The sequence below is a fragment of the Streptomyces sp. NPDC046925 genome (assembly GCF_040644915.1).
GTDB lineage: Bacteria > Actinomycetota > Actinomycetes > Streptomycetales > Streptomycetaceae > Streptomyces.
In genome coordinates, this window is sequence record NZ_JBEYWZ010000003.1 from 990734 (window position 1) to 1014015 (window position 23282).

At 70.4% G+C, this 23282-nt stretch carries 17 protein-coding genes; 2 read left to right on the plus strand and 15 right to left on the minus strand.

From position 1 onward, the window contains the following. Positions 1-68 precede the first annotated feature (68 nt). The 15 genes from ABZ906_RS17675 to ABZ906_RS17745 all read right to left on the minus strand — a co-directional run bounded on the left by ABZ906_RS17675 (position 69) and on the right by ABZ906_RS17745 (position 21349). Entirely contained in the window at positions 69-1430 is a 1362-nt protein-coding gene (locus tag ABZ906_RS17675; protein ID WP_361382957.1) for a phospholipase D-like domain-containing protein, read from the minus strand. 189 nt (positions 1431-1619) lie between these two features. Next, positions 1620-5555: an Rne/Rng family ribonuclease gene (locus tag ABZ906_RS17680; RefSeq protein ID WP_361382960.1), complete on the minus strand. Its 3936-nt coding sequence runs from the start codon at positions 5553-5555 to the stop codon at positions 1620-1622. Positions 5556-5791: 236 nt separating this feature from the next. Next, positions 5792-6595 (minus strand): TIGR03936 family radical SAM-associated protein, encoded by an 804-nt coding sequence (locus ABZ906_RS17685; RefSeq protein WP_361189043.1) that lies wholly within the window; start codon positions 6593-6595, stop codon positions 5792-5794. A gap of 46 nt (positions 6596-6641) precedes the next feature. Then, entirely contained in the window at positions 6642-7889 is a 1248-nt protein-coding gene (locus ABZ906_RS17690; RefSeq protein WP_361382963.1) for a hypothetical protein, read from the minus strand. Between the two features lie 69 nt (positions 7890-7958). Next, positions 7959-8441 (minus strand): GNAT family N-acetyltransferase, encoded by a 483-nt coding sequence (locus tag ABZ906_RS17695; protein WP_361383286.1) that lies wholly within the window; start codon positions 8439-8441, stop codon positions 7959-7961. Positions 8442-8528: 87 nt separating this feature from the next. Further along, positions 8529-10451: a TIGR03960 family B12-binding radical SAM protein gene (locus ABZ906_RS17700; protein ID WP_361189037.1), complete on the minus strand. Its 1923-nt coding sequence runs from the start codon at positions 10449-10451 to the stop codon at positions 8529-8531. A 52-nt stretch (positions 10452-10503) separates the two neighbouring features. Further along, positions 10504-12144, minus strand: a complete 1641-nt coding sequence (locus tag ABZ906_RS17705; protein WP_361382966.1) for a CYTH and CHAD domain-containing protein — start codon at positions 12142-12144, stop codon at positions 10504-10506. 49 nt (positions 12145-12193) lie between these two features. Further along, a complete protein-coding gene (gene rodA / locus ABZ906_RS17710; protein WP_361189033.1) occupies positions 12194-13396 on the minus strand; it encodes a rod shape-determining protein RodA in 1203 nt (400 codons plus the stop codon). Beyond that, entirely contained in the window at positions 13396-15570 is a 2175-nt protein-coding gene (mrdA, locus tag ABZ906_RS17715; protein WP_361189030.1) for a penicillin-binding protein 2, read from the minus strand. Before mrdA ends, rodA begins: the two co-directional genes overlap by 1 nt. A gap of 96 nt (positions 15571-15666) precedes the next feature. Continuing rightward, positions 15667-16338 (minus strand): rod shape-determining protein MreD, encoded by a 672-nt coding sequence (gene mreD / locus ABZ906_RS17720; protein ID WP_361189028.1) that lies wholly within the window; start codon positions 16336-16338, stop codon positions 15667-15669. 13 nt (positions 16339-16351) lie between these two features. Then, the gene (mreC, locus tag ABZ906_RS17725; protein ID WP_361189025.1) at positions 16352-17305 is read right to left on the minus strand and encodes a rod shape-determining protein MreC; all 954 of its coding nucleotides are present in this window, start codon (positions 17303-17305) and stop codon (positions 16352-16354) included. Positions 17306-17557: 252 nt separating this feature from the next. Next, positions 17558-18577 carry a rod shape-determining protein gene (locus ABZ906_RS17730; protein ID WP_160505014.1) on the minus strand — a complete coding sequence of 340 codons (1020 nt, stop codon included), beginning with the start codon at positions 18575-18577 and terminating at the stop codon, positions 17558-17560. A gap of 354 nt (positions 18578-18931) precedes the next feature. Further along, positions 18932-19345 (minus strand): nucleoside-diphosphate kinase, encoded by a 414-nt coding sequence (gene ndk / locus ABZ906_RS17735; RefSeq protein WP_361189022.1) that lies wholly within the window; start codon positions 19343-19345, stop codon positions 18932-18934. 109 nt (positions 19346-19454) lie between these two features. Then, positions 19455-19817 carry a DUF4233 domain-containing protein gene (locus ABZ906_RS17740; RefSeq protein WP_361189020.1) on the minus strand — a complete coding sequence of 121 codons (363 nt, stop codon included), beginning with the start codon at positions 19815-19817 and terminating at the stop codon, positions 19455-19457. Positions 19818-19822: 5 nt separating this feature from the next. After that, positions 19823-21349, minus strand: a complete 1527-nt coding sequence (locus ABZ906_RS17745; protein ID WP_361189017.1) for a folylpolyglutamate synthase/dihydrofolate synthase family protein — start codon at positions 21347-21349, stop codon at positions 19823-19825. Positions 21350-21470: 121 nt separating this feature from the next. Between ABZ906_RS17745 and ABZ906_RS17750 the strand changes: the two genes are divergently transcribed. Together ABZ906_RS17750 and ABZ906_RS17755 are read left to right on the plus strand one after the other, a co-directional pair. Next, complete coding sequence (locus tag ABZ906_RS17750) at positions 21471-22478, plus strand: rod shape-determining protein (RefSeq protein ID WP_361189015.1); 1008 nt, start codon at positions 21471-21473, stop codon at positions 22476-22478. Positions 22479-22606: 128 nt separating this feature from the next. Continuing rightward, on the plus strand, positions 22607-23272 hold the full coding sequence (locus ABZ906_RS17755; protein ID WP_361189012.1) for a hypothetical protein: 666 nt from the start codon (positions 22607-22609) through the stop codon (positions 23270-23272). The last annotated feature ends 10 nt before the right edge of the window (positions 23273-23282 follow it).

Consider the following 23282-nt stretch of genomic DNA (forward strand, 5'->3'; position numbering starts at 1 on the left):
GGTTTACGGGGATAGGACGCGTCTATTGACACGCCGACGGTCAAGATTACGGGGCTCACCCGGAAGGGTCAAACCGGCTTCTCGCCGTCCGGCGGCAGAGGCTTGACACCCTTGCACAGATCGGTGGTGTCGGCCTTGCCCGGCCAGGCCACGGCCCGTACGCGGTCGAAGTGCTGGCGGTACGCGTCGTGCACCGAATCGTCGTCGACCTTCACGATCGCCTCGTCGTTCTCGCGCAGGGCGGGCGCCGTGTAGTTCTGCGAGCCGGTGAAGGAGATCTTGTTCTGCTTGCCGTCGTACTTGCCGTCGATGAGCAGGTACTTCGAGTGGATGATGTAGGGCGTCACCAGCTTGGTGCCGGGGTGCAGCGGGTCCCGGTCGTCGTTGTAGCAGCGCATCGTGGGCCCGCCGGACTTGTGCAGCGCCTCCCAGGTGCCGGGGGTGCCGCCCTGGCTCTTGGCGCTGTCGGTCTCGGCGTAGAGGATGCTCACCGTGCAGCCCGCCTTCTTGAGCGAGACGAGCTTGTCGGCGATCTGCTTCCGGGTGATCTTGAAGATCGAGGCGCGGACGTTCGTGTGCCGGGCCACCCCGGCCGCGTCCTTGTAATTGCACTGCACGTTGTTCAGGACCGAGTACATCGTGTCGGTCTCGTTGACCGTGCCGGAGCGCGGGAAGAAGTACGCCTTGTAGAGGCCGTCGCTGACCGTGCGGTAGTCCCAGTTCCGCCAGTCCTTGCGGATCATGTCGGCGAAGTAGTCGGCGTAGGCCTCGTACATCGTCGGGTTGTTCGGGAGTTGCAGCGCGTCGTTGAAGAACTTCGTGTGCGCGGAGGGCGTCGAGTTCGACGTGGTCTGCACGACGACGTCCCTGGCGCCCTCGACCTGCGAGAACAGCCAGAACTTGTTGTGCATGATCGACTTGCCGTACTTCGGATCGCCCAGGCAGGACTTGTCCGCGGGGCAGAGCGTCACGAAGGACGACTTGCTCCTGTCGGTGCCGAGTGCCGTCGCGAGCCTGCCGTACGAGGTGTTCGTGGGGCGGTCGCTCCTGCTGGTCTCGTCGAGCACCATCTGCACGTGCACGCCGCGGTTCCTGGCCGCCACGAGCGCGTCGACGACCGAGGCCTCCCACACGTGGTAGACGGCGACCTTGATGGTCGATCCCGGCACCGCGGTGTTCGTCAGCTCGATCAGGCGCGTCCTGATCGCGTACTGCTGCTCGGAGGTGCCCAGCGGATCGTTGAAGATCGGCGCCTCGGTGAGGGGCGGATCGGCCTCGGCCTCCCCCGCCGCTCCCGCCGTCCCCGCCGCGCTGACGGTCTGGATGCCCGCCGCCGACAGGATCGTGGCCAGTGCGACGGCCTGGCGTCCGCCCTTGACCGGTTTCTGGGCACGGTGACGTCCCGTGCCTCTCAGGCGACCGTGCGCCATCGTCCAACCCCTCCCCTGACGTGACCGGAACGTCTCCCCAGACGCCACGGCCACGTGCCTGTTCATCAACCGCATGAGTTTTACAGGTACTTCACTGTGTTCCAAGTTCCACCAACGAGATGCCCCCGGCGCGGTGAGATCACCGCACCGGGGGCACCCGGACATACGTACGGACTACGAAGGAGGGGGTCAGCCCTCGTCGGCCGCGGAGGCCTTGACGCCGGCCGGCGCCTGCTCCGCCGCGGCGGTCTTCTTCGTCGTCTTCGACGCCTTCTTGGCCGTCGTCTTCTTGGCGGCCGTCTTCTTGGCCGCGGTCTTCTTGGCGGCCGCCTTCTTCGCGGGCGCCTTCTTGGCGGCGGTCTTGCGCGCCGTCTTCTTGGCCGGAGCGGCTTCCTCGGCGGGCGCGTCGGCGTCCGCCGCGGGCTGCTCCGGGGCCTGAGCCGCCTTTTCGGCCGACGGGACGACCAGGACGGCCGCCTCGGCGGACGCGGTCGGCGCGGTGGCCTTGCGGACCGCACGGCGGCGCGGACGGGCCGGGGCGGCGTCGGCGGTGGCCTCGGCCACCGGCTCGGCCGCGACCGGCTCGGCGACGGGCTCCGCCTTGGGCGCCTCGGCGACGATCACCTCGGCGGCTTCCGGCTCGGCCTTCGGCGAACCCGCGGGCGCGGTGGCCTTGCGGGTCGCACGACGGCGCGTACGCCCCTTGGGGGCCGCGTCGTCCACGGGCGCCTCGGGAGCGGCGTCGACGACGGCAGCCTCCTCGGCGGGCACGACAGGCGCCTCGACGACCGGGTCCTCGGCGGCCGGAGCCTCGGCCGTTGCGGCCTGCCGGGACTTGGACCGCTTCTTCTCGGCCTTCTCCGCCTTGGCCGGCTTCTCTGCCTTCTCCGGCTTCGGGGCGGACTCCGCGACGGGCGCGGCCTCCGCCTTCGGGGCGCCGGCCGGAGCCGAGGCCCGACGGGTCGCCCTGCGGCGCGAGCGGCCACCGCGGGACGCCGCGGCCTCGGCCTCGGAGGCGCTGCTGTAGAGCTCCTCGTCCGGCACGAACTCGGGCGCGGGGAGCGCCAGCGGGGCGGCGGCCTCCGCGGCGACCTCGGCCTCGGTCTCGGTCTCCGCCTCGTCCGCGGTCCCTGAGGTCTCGTGGCCCTCGTGCTCGTGCGTGTGGTCATGACCCTGCTCGGAGCCGCCGCGCCCGCGCTTCTTGCGCTTGCCGCCGCCACCGGCGGAGGCCGGCTGCTCCATGTGCACGATCACGCCGCGGCCGTTGCAGTGGACGCAGGTCTCGGAGAAGGACTCCAGGAGGCCCTGGCCGACCCGCTTGCGGGTCATCTGCACGAGACCCAGCGAGGTGACCTCGGCCACCTGGTGCTTCGTACGGTCACGGCCCAGGCATTCGAGCAGGCGCCGCAGGACCAGGTCGCGGTTGGACTCGAGCACCATGTCGATGAAGTCGATGACGACGATGCCGCCGAGGTCACGCAGGCGCAGCTGGCGCACGATCTCCTCGGCCGCTTCGAGGTTGTTCCTCGTCACGGTCTCTTCGAGGTTGCCGCCCTGACCGGTGAACTTGCCGGTGTTGACGTCGACGACGATCATCGCCTCGGTCTTGTCGATCACCAGCGAGCCGCCGCTGGGCAGCCAGACCTTGCGGTCCAGGGCCTTCGCCAGCTGCTCGTCGATCCGGTACGTCGCGAAGACGTCGACCTCGGACGTCCACCGCGAGAGGCGGTCGGCCAGGTCGGGGGCGACGTGCGAGACGTATCCGTGGATGGTCTCCCAGGCCTCGTCACCGCTGACGATGACCTTCGAGAAGTCCTCGTTGAAGATGTCGCGGACGACACGGACGGTCATGTCCGGCTCGCCGTACAGGAGGCTCGGCGAGCTCGTGGAGGCCGCCTTCGCCTTCTTCTGGATCTCTTCCCACTGCTGCTGGAGACGCTCGACGTCACGGCGCAGCTCGTCCTCGCTCGCGCCCTCGGCCGCCGTGCGCACGATGACGCCCGCGTCCTCGGGGACGATCTTCTTGAGGATCGTCTTCAGACGCGCGCGCTCGGTGTCGGGCAGCTTGCGGCTGATGCCGGTCATCGAGCCCTCGGGCACGTAGACCAGATAGCGGCCGGGCAGCGAGACCTGCGAGGTCAGGCGGGCGCCCTTGTGGCCAATCGGGTCCTTCGTGACCTGCACGAGGACCGACTGGCCGGACTTGAGGGCCGACTCGATGCGGCGGGGGCCGTTGGCCATCCCGAGCGCCTCGAAGTTGACCTCACCGGCGTAGAGCACCGCGTTGCGGCCCTTGCCGATGTCGATGAAGGCGGCCTCCATGGACGGCAGCACGTTCTGGACCTTGCCCAGGTAGACGTTGCCGACGTACGAGGTGGCCTGCTCCTTGTTGACGTAGTGCTCGACGAGCACGTTGTCCTCGAGGACGCCGATCTGGGTGCGCTCGCCGTTCTGGCGGACGACCATGACGCGCTCGACGGCCTCGCGGCGCGCCAGGAACTCGGCCTCGGTGATGATCGGGACGCGGCGGCGGCCCTGCTCGCGGCCTTCGCGGCGGCGCTGCTTCTTGGCCTCGAGACGCGTCGAGCCCTTGATGGACTGGACCTCGTCGGCGCCGGTGCCGGGCTCGCGCTCTTCCTTCTTGCGCGGCTCACGGACCTTGACGACCGTGCGCTCCGGGTCGCCGTCACCGGCGTCCGCGTCACCGGAGTCACCGGCGCGACGGCGACGGCGACGACGGCGACGGCTGCTGCTCGATCCTGCGCCCGCGCCGTTGTCGTCGTCCTCGTCGGACTCGGCGGCGTCCTTGGTGTCCTCGGTGTCGTCGGCGGCCTTGGCGTCCTCGGCGGCGTCCGTCTCGGAATCGGCGTCGGATTCCTGCTGGTCGCCGGAGTCGTCGGCGGACTCACCGCGGCGGCGGCGACGGCCACCGCGACGACGGCGGCGGCCGTGGCGCTCACCGGAGTCGTCGGACTCGTCGTTGTCGTTCTCCGCGGCGGTGTCCTCGGCCTCTTCGGCTTCGGGCGCCTCGGCCTCGGCGGGCTGCGCGGCGGCCTTGGCGGGCTCGCGCTCGGCGGCGGGCTGTTCGTCGGTGGCCCGACGGCGGCGGCGACGGCGCGGCCCGGTCTCCTCCTCCGCCACCGGTGCGGCGGCGACGGGCTGCTCGGCCTCGACCTCTTCGACGGGCTCGTCGGCCGCTTCGGCGGCGGCAGCGGCAGCGGCGCGCTCCGGGGTCTGGAACATCGGCTCGGCGAACACCGGCGCCTGGAAGACGGCGACGGCGGGCCGCGCGGGCTTGCGCCCGGAGTCGTCGTCGGCGTCACCGGCGCGCGCCTTGCGGGCCCGGGACGGGGCGGGCGCCGAGAATCCGGCGGCGGCCTTGCGGGTGGCACGGCGGGGCCGGCGTCCGCGGGGCGCTGTGTCCTCGGCGGCCTCGGCGGGCTCGGCGTCGGGGGTCTGTGCGCTCTCCGCGGGCTCGGCGGCGGCCTGGGGAGCCTCGGCGGGCTCAGTGGCGGCAGCGGCCTCGGCGGCGGGCGCGGACGAAGCACGGGTCGCGCGGCGGCGGGTGCGGCGCGGGGCGGCGTCACCGGACTCCGGCTGCGCCTCGGGCGCGGCCTCGGCGGCGGGCGTCTCGGCGGCGGTCTCAGGAGCGGTCTCGGCGGCCACGGGCGTCTCAGCGGCGGTCTCGGCACCCTGCGGCGCACCGGCAGGAGCCGAGGCGCGGCGCGTGGCACGACGGCGGCGCGGGGCGGGAGCGGCTTCCTCGGCGGGCTCGGCGGCGGTCTCGGCCACGGCCGCGACAGGCTCGGCGGCAGGGGCCTCGGCGGGCGTCTCGGCGACGGTCTCGGCACCCTGCGGCGCACCGGCGGGAGCCGAGGCGCGACGGGTGGCACGGCGGCGGCGCGGGGCGGGAGCGGCTTCCTCGGCGGGCTCCGGCTCCGGAGCGGCGGCCTTGGCGGGCTCTTCGGCGGCGGGGGTGGCCGGTATGGCCGGAGCGGTGCCCTCGGCGGCTCCACCGGGCGGTCCCGCGGGCCGCGACGCCGCACGGCGCCTGCGGCGCGGCGGCAGGGTGTCGCTGGGTGTGTTGTTGTCCGAGCCCTCAGTGGGTTCGTTCGGCTCAAGCATGCGGGCGGTTCTCCCGTCACGCTCCCGGGCGCCGCGCCTTGTCCGGTGATGTCCGCGGCTCTCGCTCACCTACGCGGGGCCGCCATCCGGGGGCGTGGGCGCCGCACGGGAGCTCTATGTGTCTGTCTCGCCGGTTCCGTACGCCCAAATGCGGACGGCCTGGCGAAAGTCTCGGTCAGTGCGCTGCCCGACCCAGGTGGCTCCCGAGTACGAGGGCGGCGCTTCGACGCGCGTCCCTACGCGGGACCTTCCGTCGCCGGCGTCTTCGCGGCGGCTGCGGCGGCCCCTTGGTTCTGAAGCGGGGTCGTGGCTGCCTCGCGGTCGGGCGCGAGCGGGTCGGTCACCGTGCCGGTCTCGTCGTCAAGAAGCCCCTGCGCCAGCCTGGTCACCGCTGCGGGGACCGGCGGCGCCAGGTCGGCAACAGCTCGGAGGCCGGACAGGACGTCGTCGGGTCGTACGGCAGGTGTCACGTGCCGAACAACCAGCCGCAGTATCGCACAGGGCTGGTCGGTCGGCCTATCAGCGTCGTGAGCAATCGCCTCGTCAGAGGCGATGGACTCAAGATTCACGACGGCTTCGCGGGCATCGAACGTCCGCATGCCGTTCTTCGTGCGCCGCTGGACCTCGACGGTCTCCGCGGCCCGGAAGGCCTCGGCGGCACGCTGTGCGTCGGCGGGCTCCACGCCGTTCAGGCGCAGCTCCCAGACGGACGCGGTGAGCCGGTCGGCGAGTCCCGAGGTGCGGGACTCGACGGCGTCGACGATGTCGAGGCCGGTCGGCATCGACTCGTCGAGCAGCTCGCGCAGCTTGTCGGGGTCACGCGGCTCGGTGAGCGCGATCTCCAGGTACTCGGCCTCACTGCCCGTGCCGGTGGGTGCGGCATTGGCGTACGACACCTTCGGGTGCGGTGTGAACCCCGCCGAGTACGCCATGGGCACCTCGGCGCGGCGCAGCGCCCGCTCGAAGGCGCGCTGGAAGTCACGGTGGCTGGTGAACCGGAGGCGGCCGCGCTTGGTGTAACGCAGTCGGATGCGCTGCACCGCGGGAGCGGGCGGCGGGCCTACGGGCTGTCGCTTGCCCAGTGTTCTAGTCCTTCGTGAGTGCGGTCGTACTGCTACCTAGAGTACGTGTCCCCGGCGTGTCCGGTTCCCGCCGGGCCACCGGCACCGCCACGGGCTCCGCCGCGGCCGCCCCCACCGGGACCCGCTCCTTGGGCGCCCCGAACAGCATCCGCCGTACGTCGGCCCGCGCCTCCCGCACGCTCTGGCGGGCGGCGGCGAGGGCCTGACGGGTGGCGCGGCCCGCGTCCTTGACGGCCTGTGCCGCGGGGCGCCAGACCCCGTCACGCAAGACGTGGCCGACGGGAGTGAGGACCGCGCGGTACACCCAGCGCACGGGGTCGACGAAGAGCCACCTCAGGAGCCTGCCGAGGAAGCGGCCCACGACCAGCGAAATGTGTCCGGCGATCCGCCAGGCGTGTCCGAGTGCGTCGGAGATCTCCCGTGCGACGACCGCGATGCCCCGCCCGACGGGCGCGAGCACCCAGCGCCACAGGGCGACGGCGGGTACGACGAAGATCCAGCGCCCCAGGGTCCCGAGGACCACCCCGATGCCCCGCGCGAGCCAGGCGATCGCGTGACCGACCGGCGTGAGGACGGACGCGTACAGCCAGACGGCGGGAATCACGAGGAGCACGTGCCCGAGCCACGCCAGCCCCTTGCCGACCGGCACCAGCACATAGCGCCAAAGCCCCACCCACGGCCAGACGAACACCGCCTTGAGCAGCCACACCAGAGCGGCGCCGATGCCGCGCCCGGCCGCCGTGGCCCCCGCGGCGATGCCCCGCGCGAGCCAGGCGATCGCATGCCCGACCGGCGTGAGGACGGACGCGTACAGCCACACGGCGGGAATCACGAGGAGCACGTGCCCGAGCCACGCCAGCCCCTTGCCGACCGGCACCAGCACATAGCGCCAGAGCCCCACCCACGGCCACACGAACACCGCCTTGAGCAGCCACTCCGTGACGGTGGTGACGCCGAGCGCGATCGGCGTGATGACGCGCTCCATCAGCCACTTCAGTGGCGTCACGATCAGCGTCCGGCCCAGCCAGGCGAACGCGCGCCCCACGGGCCGCAGTCCCCTCAGGTACAGGAAACGGCCGCACACGGCGAGCGCGTCCCACACCAGGCGCACCGGCACGACGAGCACGAGCACCACGATCCGCACCGGGATGCGGATCGCGACGGCGAGACAGCCCTCGGCCTGCGGTGGTGGTGCGGCGGGGGGCTGCTCCGGCCCGCGCTCGTCGAGCGGGGGCCGCTTTTCCAGGTCCATGCCGTCCTAGACGCGTCGGTGGCGGGTGCTGGTTCGGTCCGGGCGGCGGTCGGTCGCCGTAAGTCGCCGTCAGTCGCCGGTCGGGATCCAGTAACGCAGCTTTCCGCCGCGTTCGTCATCGAACGCGCCGCCCGCCGCCTCGATCACCTTGCGCGAGCCGGTGTTGTCGGTGTCGCAGGTGACGAGGACCGAGGTCAGGCCGAGCGCGCGGGCGTGCGGCAGGCTGCCGATCAGCATCGCCGTGGCGTGGCCGCGGCGGCGGGCGGAGGGGCGTACGTCGTAGCCGATGTGACCGCCGTACTCGCGCAGGAAGCGCGTGGCGATGTTGTGGCGGATGGCGAGACGGCCGAAGTAGTTGCTGCCGTCCGCGTACCAGAGGGTCGTCACGGGGACGGAGAGCGGCTCGGCGGGATGTACGGCGTCCTTGACCTCGGCCACATAACGCTCGAAGACCACCGGGTCGTGCCACTTGTCGCCGTAGTCGCGCAGGGTGCGGCCGAGCGTGGTGTCGTCGTCATCGCCGCCGCGGCCCTCGGCACGGAACTCCTCCATCGCGGCGACGAAGGAGAGGTGCACGCGGCCGGAGGGCGGGGCCAGGCGGGCCGCACCCGCCCGCGCCACCGGCTCCGGCCGCGTCACTTACTTCACCACCGACAGCGGCAGGAGCTTCTTGCCGGTCGGGCCGATCTGGATCTCGGTCTGCATCTGCGGGCACACGCCGCAGTCGAAGCAGGGGGTCCAGCGGCAGTCCTCGACCTCGGTCTCGTCGAGCGAGTCCTGCCAGTCGTCCCAGAGCCAGTCCTTGTCGAGACCGGAGTCCAGGTGGTCCCAGGGCAGGACTTCCTCGTACGTGCGCTCACGCGTGGTGTACCAGTCGACGTCCACGCCGAAGGCGGGCAGCGTCTTCTCGGCGCAGGCCATCCAGCGGTCGTAGCTGAAGTGCTCGCGCCAGCCGTCGAAGCGGCCGCCGTCCTCGTACACCGCGCGGATGACGGAGCCGATGCGGCGGTCGCCGCGCGAGAGCAGGCCCTCGACGATGCCGGGCTTGCCGTCGTGGTAGCGGAAGCCGATCGAGCGGCCGTACTTCTTGTCGCCGCGGATCTTGTCGCGCAGCTTCGTGAGGCGGGCGTCCGTCTCCTCGGCCGACAGCTGCGGGGCCCACTGGAAGGGGGTGTGCGGCTTGGGCACGAAGCCACCGATGGAGACCGTGCAGCGGATGTCGTTGCCCGCGACCTCGCGGCCCTTGGCGATGACGTTCGCCGCCATGTCCGCGATCTGGAGGACGTCCTCGTCGGTCTCGGTGGGCAGGCCGAGCATGAAGTACAGCTTGACCTGGCGCCAGCCGTTGCCGTACGCGGTCGCGACCGTGCGGATCAGGTCCTCTTCGGAGACCATCTTGTTGATGACCTTGCGCATCCGCTCGCTGCCGCCCTCGGGGGCGAACGTCAGACCCGACCGACGGCCGTTCCTGGTCAGCTCGTTGGCGAGGTCGATGTTGAAGGCGTCGACGCGGGTCGAGGGCAGGGAGAGGCCGATCTTGTCTTCCTCGTACCGGTCCGCGAGACCCTTGGCGACGTCCGCGATCTCCGTGTGGTCCGCGGAGGACAGGGAGAGCAGGCCGACCTCTTCGAAGCCGGTCGCCTTGAGGCCCTTCTCCACCATGTCGCCGATGCCGGTGATGCTCCGCTCCCGCACGGGGCGCGTGATCATGCCGGCCTGGCAGAAGCGGCAGCCGCGGGTGCAGCCTCGGAAGATCTCCACGGACATGCGCTCGTGGACGGTCTCCGCGAGCGGCACGAGGGGCTGCTTGGGGTAGGGCCACTCGTCCAGGTCCATGACGGTGTGCTTGGACACGCGCCACGGGACACCGGACTTGTTCGGTACGACGCGGCCGATCCGCCCGTCCGGGAGGTACTCGACGTCGTAGAACCCGGGGACGTAGACCGAGCCGGTGCGCGCGAGACGGAAGAGGACTTCCTCGCGGCCGCCGGGGCGGCCCTCGGCCTTCCACTCGCGGATGATCGCCGTCATGTCGAGCACGGCCTGCTCGCCGTCGCCGATGACCGCGCAGTCGATGAACTCCGCGATGGGCTCGGGGTTGAAGGCGGCGTGGCCTCCGGCGAGGACGATCGGGTCGTCGACCGTGCGGTCCTTGGACTCCAGCGGGATGCCCGCGAGGTCGAGGGCGGTGAGCATGTTCGTGTAGCCGAGCTCGGTGGAGAAGCTGAGCCCGAACACGTCGAAGGCGCCGACGGGGCGGTGGCTGTCCACGGTGAACTGCGGGACCTTGTGCTCCCGCATCAGCTCTTCGAGGTCGGGCCAGACGCTGTACGTGCGCTCGGCGAGGACGCCCTCGCGCTCGTTCAGTACCTCGTAGAGGATCATGACGCCCTGGTTGGGCAGCCCGACCTCGTACGCGTCGGGATACATGAGCGCCCAGCGGACGTCGCACTCGTCCCAGTTCTTGACGGTGGAGTTGAGCTCTCCGCCGACATATTGGATGGGCTTCTGGACGTGCGGGAGAAGCGCTTCCAGGCGTGGGAAGACGGACTCGACAGGCATCTCGGCGTCTCTCATGAGCTGGCAGGGGTGACCATCAAGCGTACCCCGGCGGTCAGCTGCTCAGAGCCGCCCGCAATTTCGCCTTGGACGCCTTGGCCCACACCCCCGGAAGTTCCCGCTCCCGGTCCGCCGCCGCTGCCTCCTCCTGGCCGTACAGAAGACCCCAGGTGAAGGCGGTCTCGCCCGCGAGGTGGGCCTGTATGGCCAGGGTGCGCAGGGCGTCGCGGGCGACGACGCTGTCCTGGTGGTCGCCGAGCACGCTCTGGACGGCCTTCATCCGCTTGGCGAACCGCTTGGCGGGCTTGCCGAGCGCGGGCGTCGCCGCCTCGCCCGCGTAACGGGCGCGCTTGGCGGCCTTGCGGGCCTCGTGCATGGCCACGTCCCGCTGCTCGCCCGGCGGCAGATCGAGGGCGTGCTCGACGCGGGCCGCGAGGCGGCGGTAGTCCTTGAGCACGGCCTTGGGGAGCGCCTTGCCCACGGGTGCGTCGGCGGCCGGGAGCAGCGGCGGGGCGGCGAGCAGGGCCTCGACGGACTCCAGGAGCGCGAGGTACCGCTTGCCGTCGAGCAGGGCGAGCGTCCTGCGCCGGGAGCCGCTGCGGCGGGCCACGGTCCAGATGCGCAGGCGTCCGCGCACGGGGCCCAGGAGCAGTGTCCTGGGCACGGCGCCGATGCGGGACGTGAGCCGCTCGGTCAGGACCTCCTGGTCACGGTCGACGCCGAGCTCTCCCGCGAGCCACTTCAGCTCGTCGCCGATCGGGTCGGTGACCGTGCGGTCCAGGATCTTGCGGAACGACTTGAAGGCGCTGCGCATCCGGCGCGTGGCGACCCGCATCTGGTGCACGGAGTCCGGCAGGTCGCGGCGGACGTCGGGGTCGAGGGCGATGAGGGCGTCGCGCTGGGCGCGGAGGTAGGCGAGGACGTGGTCGCCCGCGGTCCCGGTCCCTTCGCCGACGGCCTCCTTGACGGCCTCGGCGACGGCTTCCTTCTTGCCTGCCTTCTTGTCGGCCTTCCTGTCGGCCTTCTTGTCGGCCTTCTTGTCGCTCTTCCCGCTCCTGACCGCGCGCGCCTCGTTCTCCCGGGGCGGGGCGTCCGCCGTCTCCGCCAGCGCCCTGCTCAGCTTCGACGGCAGGTCGGAGCGGCGCACGCCTGCCTTCTTCAGCTTCTTCTCGACCTTGTCGAGCAGTGCGGGATCGCCGTCGTCCGCGAGCTCCACCTCGACCTCGGACCACTCGGCGGTGGCGCCGCTCCCGGTGAGCCGTTCGGCCACCACTCCGTCGATGCTGACCTCGGCGAGCAGCGCGCCCCGCTCGTCGACGAGGTGGCGCAGATCCCTGGCCGACAGCAGGCGCACGACGGGGATCAGCTCGGCCTCGCGTACCCGCGAACGGACGAGGCCGAGCAGCGAGCGCGGCACGTCCGGCGAGAGCGGGGCGTGGATCTCGTCCCGCACCCCGTCCGCGAGCGCCACCGGCAGTTTCAGGTGCCAGCCCGCGTCGGCGCCGCCGGTGCGGTGGCGCAACGTGACGGACGATGCGGCGAGGCGCTGATCAGGGGTGTCCCAGTAGGTGGCGTCCAACTCGACGACGCCTTTGTGGACGACATCCGCGACCCCGGCCACACCGGTCAGGTCGGGCAGTGCCGCGTCCGCACCGACGTCGTACTTCCGCTCGATCTCGCGCTTCGTCTCCGCCATGAACCGAATCTAGACGCGATCGCAGGCGCGCGGCAGACCTCCGACCGGCCTAGGCCGACATCGGCCGCTGCACCTTGATCGACTGCAACAGGCCGACGGCCACCCAGACCGCGAACATCGATGATCCTCCGTACGAGACGAAGGGCAGCGGCAGACCGGCCACCGGCATGATGCCGAGCGTCATGCCGATGTTCTCGAAGGACTGGAAGGCGAACCAGGCGATGATCCCGGCGGCGACGATCGTGCCGTACAGCTCGGTCGTCTCGCGTGCGATGCGGCAGGCCCGCCAGAGCAGGACGCCGAGCAGGACCAGGATGAGGCCCGCCCCGGCGAAGCCGAGCTCCTCGCCCGCCACGGTGAAGACGAAGTCCGTCTGCTGCTCGGGCACGAACTGCCCGGTGGTCTGCGAGCCCTTGAAGAGGCCGGTGCCCGAGAGCCCGCCGGAGCCGATCGCGATGCGCGCCTGGTTGGTGTTGTAGCCGACGCCCGCCGGGTCGAGCGCGGGGTTGGCGAAGGCCGCGAAGCGGGCGATCTGGTAGTCGTCGAGGATGCCGAGCTGCCAGACGGCGACCGCGCCCGCCGCGCCCGTGCCGAGGAGCCCGAAGACCCAGCGGTTGGAGGCGCCCGATGCGAGCAGCACACCGAGGACGATCATCGCCATCACCATGACCGACCCGAGGTCGGGCATGAGGAGCACGATCAGTATCGGTACGGCGGCCAGGGCGAGGGCCTGGAGGACCGTGCGGTGGTCGGGGTGGTCCCGGTCGCCCGCGTCCACCCGGGCCGCGAGCAGCATCGCCATGCCCAGGATGATCGTGATCTTGACGAACTCGGAGGGCTGCAGCGAGAAGCCGCCGCCGAGCACGATCCACGCGTGCGCGCCGTTGATGGTCGCGCCGAGCGGGGTGAGCACGAGCAGGACGAGGAAGACCGAGATGCCGTAGAGGATCGGCACGGCCGTGCGCAGGGTGCGGTGGCCGAGCCAGATCGTGCCCGCCATCAGGGCGATGCCGATGCCGGTGTTCATGACGTGCTTGATCAGGAAGGAGTACTGGTCGTCGCCGACCAGTTCCGTGCGGTTGCGCGTCGCCGAGTAGACGAGCGCGGAGCCGATCACGGAGAGCGCGATCGCCGAGAGCAGTATCGGCCAGTCCAGCCTGCGCACCAGCGAGTCGCGGGCGAACACGCGGGAGGCCATCGAGGAGCGCTCGGGCCCGTATCCGGAGACGGAGAAGCCATTGTTGCCGGCCACTAGTCGCGCCTCCCGTTCGCGGGCGCGCCCGCCAGTTCCTGCGGCTGCTCCGAGGGCTTGGGGGCCTCGGGCTTGTACGGCTTGATCTTCGGGGAGTCGATCGAACCGTCGGTCTCGATCTTCGGCAGGTTCTTCTGCGGCTGGGGCAGCAGCGCCTTCTTGACGTTCTGCTTGCCTTCGTCGTCCAGGCCGTAGATGCCGTCGTAGATCTTGCGGACGGCGGGTCCCGACGCACCGGAACCCGTACCGCCCTGGGAGATCGTCATGACGATCGAGTAGTCCTTGGTGTAGGTCGCGAACCACGAGGTGGTCTGCTTGCCGTGGACCTCGGCCGTACCCGTCTTGGCGTGCATCGGGATCTTGTCCTGCGGCCAGCCGCCGAACCGCCAGGCGGCCGTTCCCTTGGTGGCGACGTCGGCGAGGGCACCGTCTATGTCGTCGCGGGTCTTCTTGTCCATCGGCAGCTTGCCGTGGGACTTCGGCGCGATCTCCTGGACCTGCTTGCCGTCGGCGCTGATGATCGCCTTGCCGACCGTGGGGTTGTAGAGGGTGCCGCCGTTGGCGATGGCGGAGTAGATCGTCGCCATCTGTATCGGCGTGACGAGGGTGTCGCCCTGCCCGATGGAGTAGTTGACGGAGTCACCGGCGCGCATCTTCATGCCTTCGAGGCAGTTCTCGTACGCGATCTTCTCGACGTAGTCACCGCCCTTCTTGCCCTGCTTGCACCAGCCGTCCTTGTTGGCCTTCCAGTAGTCCTTCTTCCACTGGCGGTCCGGGACGCGTCCGGTGACCTCGTTCGGCAGGTCGATGCCGGTCTCCTTGCCGAGGCCGAACTGGTGGGCGGTCTTGTAGAACCAGTCCTTGGCGTCCTTCTTCGGCTTGTTGCCGCCGTCCTTGGCCCACTGGTCGTGCGAGAGCTTGTAGAAGACGGTGTCGCAGGAGACTTCGAGCGCCTGGCCGAGGCTGATGCTGCCGTGGCCCTGGGACTCGAAGTTCTTGAAGGTCTGGCCGCCGATGGAGTACGAGCTGGGGCAGGGGTAGCTGCCGTTGAAGTCGTAGCCCGCGTTGACCGCCGCCGTCGTCGGGATGACCTTGAAGATCGAGCCGGGGGCCGCCTGGCCCTGGATGGCGCGGTTCAGGAGCGGGTAGTTGGACTTCTTGCCGGTGAGCTGCGTGTAGTCCTTGCCGGAGATGCCGCCGACCCAGGCGTTCGGGTCGTAGCTCGGGTTGGACGCCATGGAGACGATGCGTCCGGTCTTGTTCTCCATGACGACGACGGCGCCCGCGTCGGCCTTGTAGTTCTCGTTGGTGTTCTTGTCGAACTCCTGGCGGGCCTTCTTCATCGCGTCGTTGAGCCAGTACTCGGACAGCGCCTGCACGCGCGCGTCGATGCTGGTGACGACGTTCGCGCCGGGCTGTGCCGGGTCGTCCTTGGCCTTGCCGATGACGCGGCCGAGGTTGTCGACCTCGTAGCGGGTGACGCCGGCCTTGCCGCGCAGCTGCGCGTCGTACGTGCGCTCGAGGCCGGAGCGGCCGACCTGGTCGGAACGCAGGAACGGCGAGTCGGTGTTCTCGGCCTTCTTGATCTCGTCGTCGGTGACGGGCGAGAGATAGCCGAGCACCTGGGCGGTGTTGGACTTGCCGGGCGCGGCATAGCGGCGTACGGCGGTGGGCTCGGCGGTGATGCCGGGGAAGTCCTCCGCGCGCTCACGGATCTGGAGTGCCTGCTTGGGCGATGCCTCGTCCGTGATCGGGATCGGCTGGTAGGGCGAGCCGTTCCAGCAGGGCTGCGGGGTCTTGGAGTCGCAGAGGCGGACCTTGTCGGAGACTTCCTTGGTGGTCATGCCGAGGACGTCGGCGAGCTTGGCGAGGGCCGCCTTGCCGTCGTCCTTCATCTTCATCAGGTCGGTGCGGGACGCGGAGACGACGAGGCGGGTCTCGTTGTCGGCGATCGGGACGCCGCGGGCGTCGAGGATCGAGCCGCGTACGGCGGGGTCGACGACCTGCTGGACGTGGTTGCCGGAGGCTTCCTCCGCGTACTCCTCGCCGTTGCGGATCTGGAGGTACCAGAGCCGGCCGCCGAGGGTGAGGAGGAGGGAGAGCACAAGGATCTGGATGACGATGAGGCGGATCTGGACTCTTGGGGTCCGTCCGGTCTCGGGGATGTTGGTCACTGCTTTCCTCCCCCTCTCAGTATGTGTACGAGTAGTACGTGTACACGACCGACCTGTGTGCGCGGCCGATCGCGTACGAGGCCAACTGCGCTGCGGTCACAGGCGCTTGACCCCCTTGATGCGTCCGGCGCGCGCGACGCGTGCCTTGGCCGCCTTCATGCGCATGCCCCCGCGCTGGTTGCCGATGCGCAGGCCGGTGCCGGAGGAGAGCCAGCCGGCCGAGACGTCCGTGGCCTTGGTCGCCGGAGAGGTCTCCCCCAGGGGGTCGTTCTCGGCGCGCCGGGCGAGCGCGATGATCAGCGGCACCGTGAACGGCGCGAGCAGCAGGTCGTACAGGGCGGCCGTGAAGAGGAGCCCGCCCAGGCCCACGTGGCGGGCGGCGGTGTCCCCGACGAGGGAGCCCACGCCCGCGTAAAGCAGGGTCGAGCCGATGGCGGCGCCGACGACCACGACGAGCGGCCCGGTGGCGGACCGCAGGCGCCCGGTCTCCGGCTTGGCAAGGCCCGCGAGGTAGCCGATGACGCACAGGACCAGGGCGTACCGCCCGGCCGCGTGGTCGGCGGGAGGGGCCAGGTCGGCCAGGAGCCCGGCGCCGAAGCCGATGAGGGCGCCGCCCACATGGCCGTAGACCAGCGCGAGGCCGAGCACCGTGAGCAGCACCAGGTCCGGCACCGCGCCCGGCAGCTGCAGCCGGGCCAGGACGCTGACCTGGATGACCAGGGCGACGACGATCAGGGTGGTGGAGAGCAGGATTCGGTTGAAGCGCATGGTTCCGGTGCTCCTACTGCTCGTTGCCGTTGTCGGCGTCGTCGGCCGGGGGCTGCCCTGACGGCGTGGCCGTCACGGTGACCGTCGGGGTCGGCTTCGGCTTGGCGGGCTTCTTCGGCAGGACCGTGTCGCGCGGGTCCTCACGGGGCGCTTCGACGACGACACCGACGATGTCCAGCTTGGTGAAGCCGACGTACGGCTTGATGTAGATGTTGCGCGTCAGGTCGCCGCCGGACGGGTCGACGCGGACGACCTCGCCGACCGGTACGCCCGGCACGAACGGCTTGTCCTTCTGCGAACCGAAGGTGACGAGCCGGTCGCCCTTCTTGATCTTCGCCTTGCCGTTGAGCATCTGCACCGAGAGCGGGCGGTCGCCCTGGCCGGTGGCGAAGCCGAGTTCGTCGGTCTTCTCCATGCGGGTGCCGACGGTGAAGTCGGGGTCGTTGGCGAGCAGGACGGTCGCGGTGCTCGGGCCGACCGTGGTGACGCGGCCGACCAGGCCGTCGCCGTTCAGGACGGTCATGTCGCGCTTGAGTCCGTCGTTGGCGCCCGCGTCGATCGTGACGGTCCAGGAGAAGCCCTGGGCCGCTCCTATGCCGATGACTTCGGCGCCCTTGATGCCGTACTGACCGGCGCCGGCGCTCTTGAGCATGCTGTCGAGCTGTCTGACCCGGCTGCGGTTGCGGTCGTCGCTGCCGAGCTTCGCCTTCAACGCTGCGTTCTGACGCTCGAGTTCCGCGATCCGGTCGTGCCGGTCGCCGGAGTCCCGTACCGCGCCGATGGCGTTGCCGATCGGGTCGACGGCGGACGACACGCCGTCCTCGACCGGGCCGAAGACCGTGGCGGCGGCCTGGCGGGCACCGTCGACCGGTGAGTCCTCGCCACCGCGGATGTCCACCGTGATCAAAGCGAACGCGATGGCGATCAGCAGCACCAGGAGCAGCCGGCTCTCTCGTGTGTCCCTCACGTGCGGCGGCCGTGCCTTCCTCAGTTGGAAATCCTTGGAATTATGAACAACTGCATTTGTCCGAGCAACTGTGCGTATGTCTAAGCAACTGTGCGTATGTCTGAGCAAATCTATGCAATCCGATTCCGCGGCGTCTGCGGACGCCGCGGAATTGTTATGCCTTGCCCTCTAAACCCTCTATATCAACGATCCGCCGCACGAGGTGACAGGCACTCGTACGGCGGACACCCTTTCAGCGGGTTCACGCCACTCTCAGCGGCGCGGCGACGCGTCCAGGACCTGCTGGAGCGCCTCGAACTCCTCGACGCACTTGCCGGAGCCGAGTGCCACGCTGTCCAGCGGGTCCTCGGCGATGTGGATCGGCATGCCCGTCTCGCGACGCAGACGCTCGTCGAGGCCGCGCAGCAGGGCGCCGCCTCCGGTGAGAACGATGCCGCGGTCCATCACGTCACCGGAAAGCTCCGGCGGGCACTTGTCGAGGGTCGTCTTGACCGCGTCCACGATCGCGTTGACCGGCTCCTCGATGGCCTTGCGGACCTCGGCGGCGGAGATGACGACGGTCTTGGGCAGTCCGGAGACCAGGTCACGGCCGCGGATCTCGGTGTGCTCGTCGGCGTCCATGTCGTACGCCGAACCGATGGTGATCTTGATCTGCTCGGCCGTGCGCTCACCGAGGAGGAGGGAGTACTCCTTCTTGATGTGCTGGATGATCGCGTTGTCCAGCTCGTCGCCCGCGACCCGGATCGACTGTGCCGTGACGATTCCGCCGAGGCTGATGACGGCGACCTCGGTGGTGCCGCCGCCGATGTCGACCACCATGTTGCCCGTGGCCTCGTGGACCGGCAGGCCGGAACCGATGGCCGCGGCCATGGGCTCTTCGATGATGTGCACCTGACGCGCGCCGGCCTGCGACGAGGCCTCGATGACGGCGCGGCGCTCGACTCCGGTGATGCCGGAGGGCACACAGACGACGACACGCGGACGGGCGAGGTAGCGCCGCTTGTGGATCTTCAGAATGAAGTAGCGGAGCATCCGCTCGGTGATCTCGAAGTCGGCGATGACGCCGTCCTTCAGCGGTCGCACGGCAACGATGTTGCCCGGCGTGCGACCGATCATCTTCTTGGCTTCGGCGCCGACAGCGAGGATGCCACCGGTGTTGGTGTTGATGGCGACGACGGACGGTTCGTTGAGAACGATCCCCCGACCCCTGACGTACACCAGCGTGTTGGCGGTCCCGAGGTCGACAGCCATGTCACGGCCGATGAACGACATGTTGTTCCCCATGAGGATGCGTCTGGCCTTCCCTGGAGCGTCTGATGGCTTTTTAGGTAGGCGAGGTGGGTGCTGTGTGGCGTGGAGGCTTACATCGTAGTCTCGCCTGCACGAACACGGCGCTAGGGTCTTCGCCATTGTCAGCAGATGATGCACCGCCTCGCTCTTGGAGACGTGCCATCGGAGGCACGGGTTCCCCCAATTGGGGCGCATATGCCAAGGGGCGGCCGGTTTTCTCGGCCACCCCTGGTCAGGGCCGTGCCCTGCTGACTAGGCGTCAGAAGTCTTTACGGAACTCTTTACCTGTGTCCGCCAGGCGAGACCGCGCGGGCCGCCGGACGGCCCCGCGGAGGCTCAGACGGCGGCCGGGAAGAAGATCTTCAGCTCGCGCTCGGCGGACTCCTCGGAGTCCGAGGCGTGGATCAGGTTCTCCCGGACGATGGTGCCGAAGTCACCCCTGATGGAGCCGGGCGCGGCGGCGATCGGGTCGGTCGGACCCGCGAGGGCGCGCACGCCCTCGATGACACGCTCACCCTCGACGACGAGCGCGACGACCGGACCGGAGGACATGAAGGCGACCAGCGGCTCGTAGAAGGGCTTGCCCTTGTGCTCGCCGTAGTGCTGCTCCAGCGTCTCCTGGTCGAGCGAGCGCAGCTCGAGCGCGGAGATCGTCCAGCCCGCCTTGCGCTCGATACGGCCGATGATCTCGCCGATCAGGCCACGACGGACGGTGTCGGGCTTGAGCAGGACGAGAGTGCGCTGGGTCATGTGCGGCTCCAAGCATTTTTTCTACGAGCGTGTGGGTTGACCGGCACGATACCGGCACCCACTACACCGCGTTACCTCCGGCCCCGGAAGCCCGCCCGCCGGGCAGGGACTACGCCCCCGCCTCTGCTCCCGACTCTGCCTCCGCCTGCGCCGCGAACCTTGCCTTCGCCTCGTCGATCTTCTGGCCGAAGTGGATCGAGGCCCACCACAGGGCCGCGAACACCGCGCCCATGAAGAACATGATCGGCACGATGAACCCGCTCGCGATGAGCGCGATCTGCAGCGCCCAGCCCAGCTGCACCCCGCCGGGCCGGGTGATCATTCCGCACAGCAGGACGCTGAACAGCATCGCGATGCCGCAGACCGTCCAGACCGTGCCCATCGACAGGTCCGGGTCCTTCATGGCGACCAGACCGGCGAAGCCGATGACGAAGAACTCGCCGATCAGCGTCGAAGCACAGAGCGTACGCACAGGAGTCAGCCCCTCCCCAGGAGCAGTCGGGCCTCGCCGACGGTGATGACGGAGCCGGTGACCACGACGCCGCCGCCCGCGTACTCGCCCTCTTCCTCGGCGAGGGTGATCGCGGCTTCGAGCGCGTCCGGCATGCGCGGCTCGACCTGGACGCGGTCGTCGCCGAAGACCTCGACGGCGAGCCCGGCCAGCGTGTCGGCGTCCATCGCGCGATGGCTGGAGTTCTGCGTGACGACGACCTCGGCGAAGATCGGCTCGAAGGCTTCGAGCAGCCCCTTCATGTCCTTGCCGTCGCTCGCCGCGACCACGCCGATCAGGCGGCTGAAGTCGAAGACCTCGCTGATCGCCTCGGCGGTGGCGCGGGCGCCCGCCGGATTGTGCGCGGCGTCCAGGACGACGGTCGGCGAGGTGCGCACGACCTCCAGGCGGCCCGGCGAGGAGACCGAGGCGAAGGCCTTGCGGATGGTGTCGATGTCCAGCGCCCGCGCGTGCTGCGAGCCGATGCCGAAGAAGGCCTCCACCGCGGCGAGCGCCACGGCGGCGTTGTGCGCCTGGTACGCGCCGTGCAGGGGCAGGAAGATCTCTTCGTACTCCCCGCCGAGACCGCGCAGGGTGAGGAGCTGGCCGCCGACCGCCATCGCGCGGGAGACGATGCCGAACTCCAGGCCCTCGCGGGCCACCGTCGCGTCGACCTCGACGGCCTTCTTCAGGAGCACCTGCGCCGCGTCCACCGGCTGCTGGGCCAGGATGACCGTGGCGTCCGGCTTGATGATGCCGGCCTTCTCGGCGGCGATCTCGCCCGGCGTGTTGCCCAGGCGGTCGGTGTGGTCCAGGTCGATGGGCGTGACGACGGCGACGGAGCCGTCGATCACGTTCGTCGCGTCCCAGCTGCCGCCCATGCCGACCTCGACGACGGCGACGTCCACGGGGGCGTCCGCGAAGGCCGCGTACGCCATGCCCGTGAGCACCTCGAAGAAGGAGAGCCTGTACTCCTCCTTGGCGTCGACCATCTCCACGTACGGCTTGATGTCGTTGTACGTCTCCACGAAGCGCTCGGCCTCGATGGGGGCGCCGTCCAGGCTGATCCGCTCGGTGATCGACTGGACGTGCGGCGAGGTGTAGCGACCCGTGCGCAGCTCGAAGGCGCTGAACAGGGCCTCGATCATGCGGGCCGTGGACGTCTTGCCGTTCGTGCCGGTGATGTGGATCGAGGGGTACGCGCGCTGGGGCTCGCCCAGAACGTCCATCAGCGCGGAGATCCGGCTGACGGAGGGCTCCAGCTTCGTCTCTCCCCAGCGGCTCGCGAGCTCCGTCTCGACTTCGCGGAGCGCCTTGTCGATCTCCGGGTCGGTGGGGCGGGAGGGGATGTCGCCCTGGGGCGGGCCCGCCTGGGTGCGCAGGGTGCGGCTGCCCGCCTCGATCACGGCGAGGTCGGGGTCGCGGTCGGTCTCGGCTCCGACGATCTCGTCGAAACGGTCGTCGCGGTCGTCGCGGTCGGGGTGCTCGCTGTCAGGCGGGGGGAGGTCACTCACGTACGCCAGTCTACGGACGGGGTGTGACAGCCGCCGCCGGGACCTCTCGGGACTTTGGTCCCGGTCGATTCGGGACCAAAGTCCCGCCGATCCGTTCGATCGCCGGGCAAACTTGGCGATCATGGACATAGGCATCGACCTCGGTACAGCGAACACCCTTCTCTACGTCCGCGGGCAGGGCATCGTGCTCAACGAACCGTCCGTGGTCGCCGTCAAGGAGGGCGCGAAGACAGCCCTCGCCGTCGGTACGGAGGCCAAGGAGACGATCGGCCGTACGCCGGGTTCCATCACCGCGATCCGCCCCCTGCGGGACGGCGTGATCAGCGACTACGAAGCCGCCGAGGAGATGATCCGGCACTTCGTGCGCAAGGCGGTTCCGGGCCGCCGCCCCCGTACGCGGATGGTGGTGTGCGTGCCGAGCGGCGTCACGCCGGTCGAGCGGCGGGCCATCGTGCACGCGGCGCAGCGGGCGGGGGCGCGGGCCGTGCACCTGGTGGAGGAGCCGATGGCCGCGGCGATCGGGGCGGGGCTCCCGGTGGCCGATCCGCGGGGGTCGATGGTGGTCGACATCGGCGGCGGGACGAGCGAGGTCGCGGTGATCTCCCTGGGCGGGGTCGTCACCTCGCAGTCGCTGCGGGTGGGCGGGGACCGCCTGGACGAGGCGATCACGAACTACGTGCGCAAGGAGCACGGGCTGCTCATCGGGGAGCGGACCGCGGAGGACATCAAGGTCGCGATCGGCTCGGCGTGGCCGGTGCCGGGCGACGACGCGCTGGAGTCGCGGACGTTCACCGTGCGGGGGCGCGAGAAGGTGCGCGGACTGCCGAAGACGGTGGAGCTCACGGTGCGCGAGGTGCGGGCGGCGCTCGACGAGCCGGTGGAGGCGGTGATCGCCGCGGTGAAGACGACGCTGGAGGTCTGCCCGCCGGAGCTTTCGGGCGACGTCATGGAGCACGGCATCGTCCTGACGGGCGGCGGCGCGCTGCTCCCCGGCCTCGACCTGCGCATGGCGTCGGCCACCGGAATCCCGGTGTTCGTGGCCGACGACCCGCTGGACAGCGTGGCGATGGGCTGCGGCAAGTGCGTGGAGGACTTCGACGCACTGGAGCGGGTGATGTCGGCCGCGTAGGCCCGCGCCGGGCGGGGCCGCCCACCCCACCCCGCCCGAATTATCGTATGTATGACCTTTGTTGGGTCGGGTCCAGGGCAACGGCGTGGCGGCCCGCGAAAGGGTGCCACCGGGGGTCAAATCACACCATGTGGTATGCCCAGAATCCCGGCCGACGGACCCGTCAACTGCTCGGTGACGGCGCGGTCCTGCTCTGGACCGCGCTGTGGACCGCCGCCGCCGTCGTCGCCCACCGGCTGGCCGGTCTGCTCACGCGCCCCGCGCCGGAGACCCCCGCCCCGTCCATCGGCGACCCGTCCCGCCTGCCCCTGGTCGGCGAGCGCGTCGACTCCGTCCTGCGGATCGCCGCCGACGCCGCGGGCGCCGGGGACCCGGCGACCGTCCGCGCGGCGGTGATCGTGGGCGCCGTCGTCGTCTTCCTCGTCCCCGTCGGCCTCGTGCTCAACAGCTGGCTCCCCCGCCGCCTGCGCTGGATCCGCCAGGCGGCCGCCGCGAGGGACCTCGCCGCGAGCCCCGACGGCCGCGAACTCCTTGCTCTGCGCGCGCTGCTTCGCCCCCTGGACGAGGTCGCACGGACCGCGTACGAACTCCCCGACGCCACCGCGGGCAGCCTCGCCGAGGGCTGGCGGGGCGGCGACCCCGAGGTCATCGACGCGCTCGCCGAGGCGGAACTGGTGCGCCTGGGCCTGCGCATCCCCGAGCAGGTCTACATCCCCGTGCAGGAGACGGGACCGGAGAACGGGACAGGGCCCATGGAACCGGTCGGTTCCATGGGCCCTGTCTCCACGGCATGAGACGGCGCGG

Bases quoted from the DNA above. Each gene is read 5' to 3' on its own strand.
- ABZ906_RS17675 (WP_361382957.1), bottom strand. From the start codon at position 1,430: ATGGCGCACGGTCGCCTGAGAGGCACGGGACGTCACCGTGCCCAGAAA.
- ABZ906_RS17680 (WP_361382960.1), bottom strand. From the start codon at position 5,555: ATGCTTGAGCCGAACGAACCCACTGAGGGCTCGGACAACAACACACCC.
- ABZ906_RS17690 (WP_361382963.1), bottom strand. From the start codon at position 7,889: ATGGACCTGGAAAAGCGGCCCCCGCTCGACGAGCGCGGGCCGGAGCAG.
- ABZ906_RS17695 (WP_361383286.1), bottom strand. From the start codon at position 8,441: ATGGAGGAGTTCCGTGCCGAGGGCCGCGGCGGCGATGACGACGACACC.
- ABZ906_RS17700 (WP_361189037.1), bottom strand. From the start codon at position 10,451: ATGCCTGTCGAGTCCGTCTTCCCACGCCTGGAAGCGCTTCTCCCGCAC.
- ABZ906_RS17705 (WP_361382966.1), bottom strand. From the start codon at position 12,144: ATGGCGGAGACGAAGCGCGAGATCGAGCGGAAGTACGACGTCGGTGCG.
- mreD (WP_361189028.1), bottom strand. From the start codon at position 16,338: ATGCGCTTCAACCGAATCCTGCTCTCCACCACCCTGATCGTCGTCGCC.
- ABZ906_RS17730 (WP_160505014.1), bottom strand. From the start codon at position 18,577: ATGTCGTTCATCGGCCGTGACATGGCTGTCGACCTCGGGACCGCCAAC.
- ndk (WP_361189022.1), bottom strand. From the start codon at position 19,345: ATGACCCAGCGCACTCTCGTCCTGCTCAAGCCCGACACCGTCCGTCGT.
- ABZ906_RS17750 (WP_361189015.1), top strand. From the start codon at position 21,471: ATGGACATAGGCATCGACCTCGGTACAGCGAACACCCTTCTCTACGTC.
- ABZ906_RS17755 (WP_361189012.1), top strand. From the start codon at position 22,607: ATGTGGTATGCCCAGAATCCCGGCCGACGGACCCGTCAACTGCTCGGT.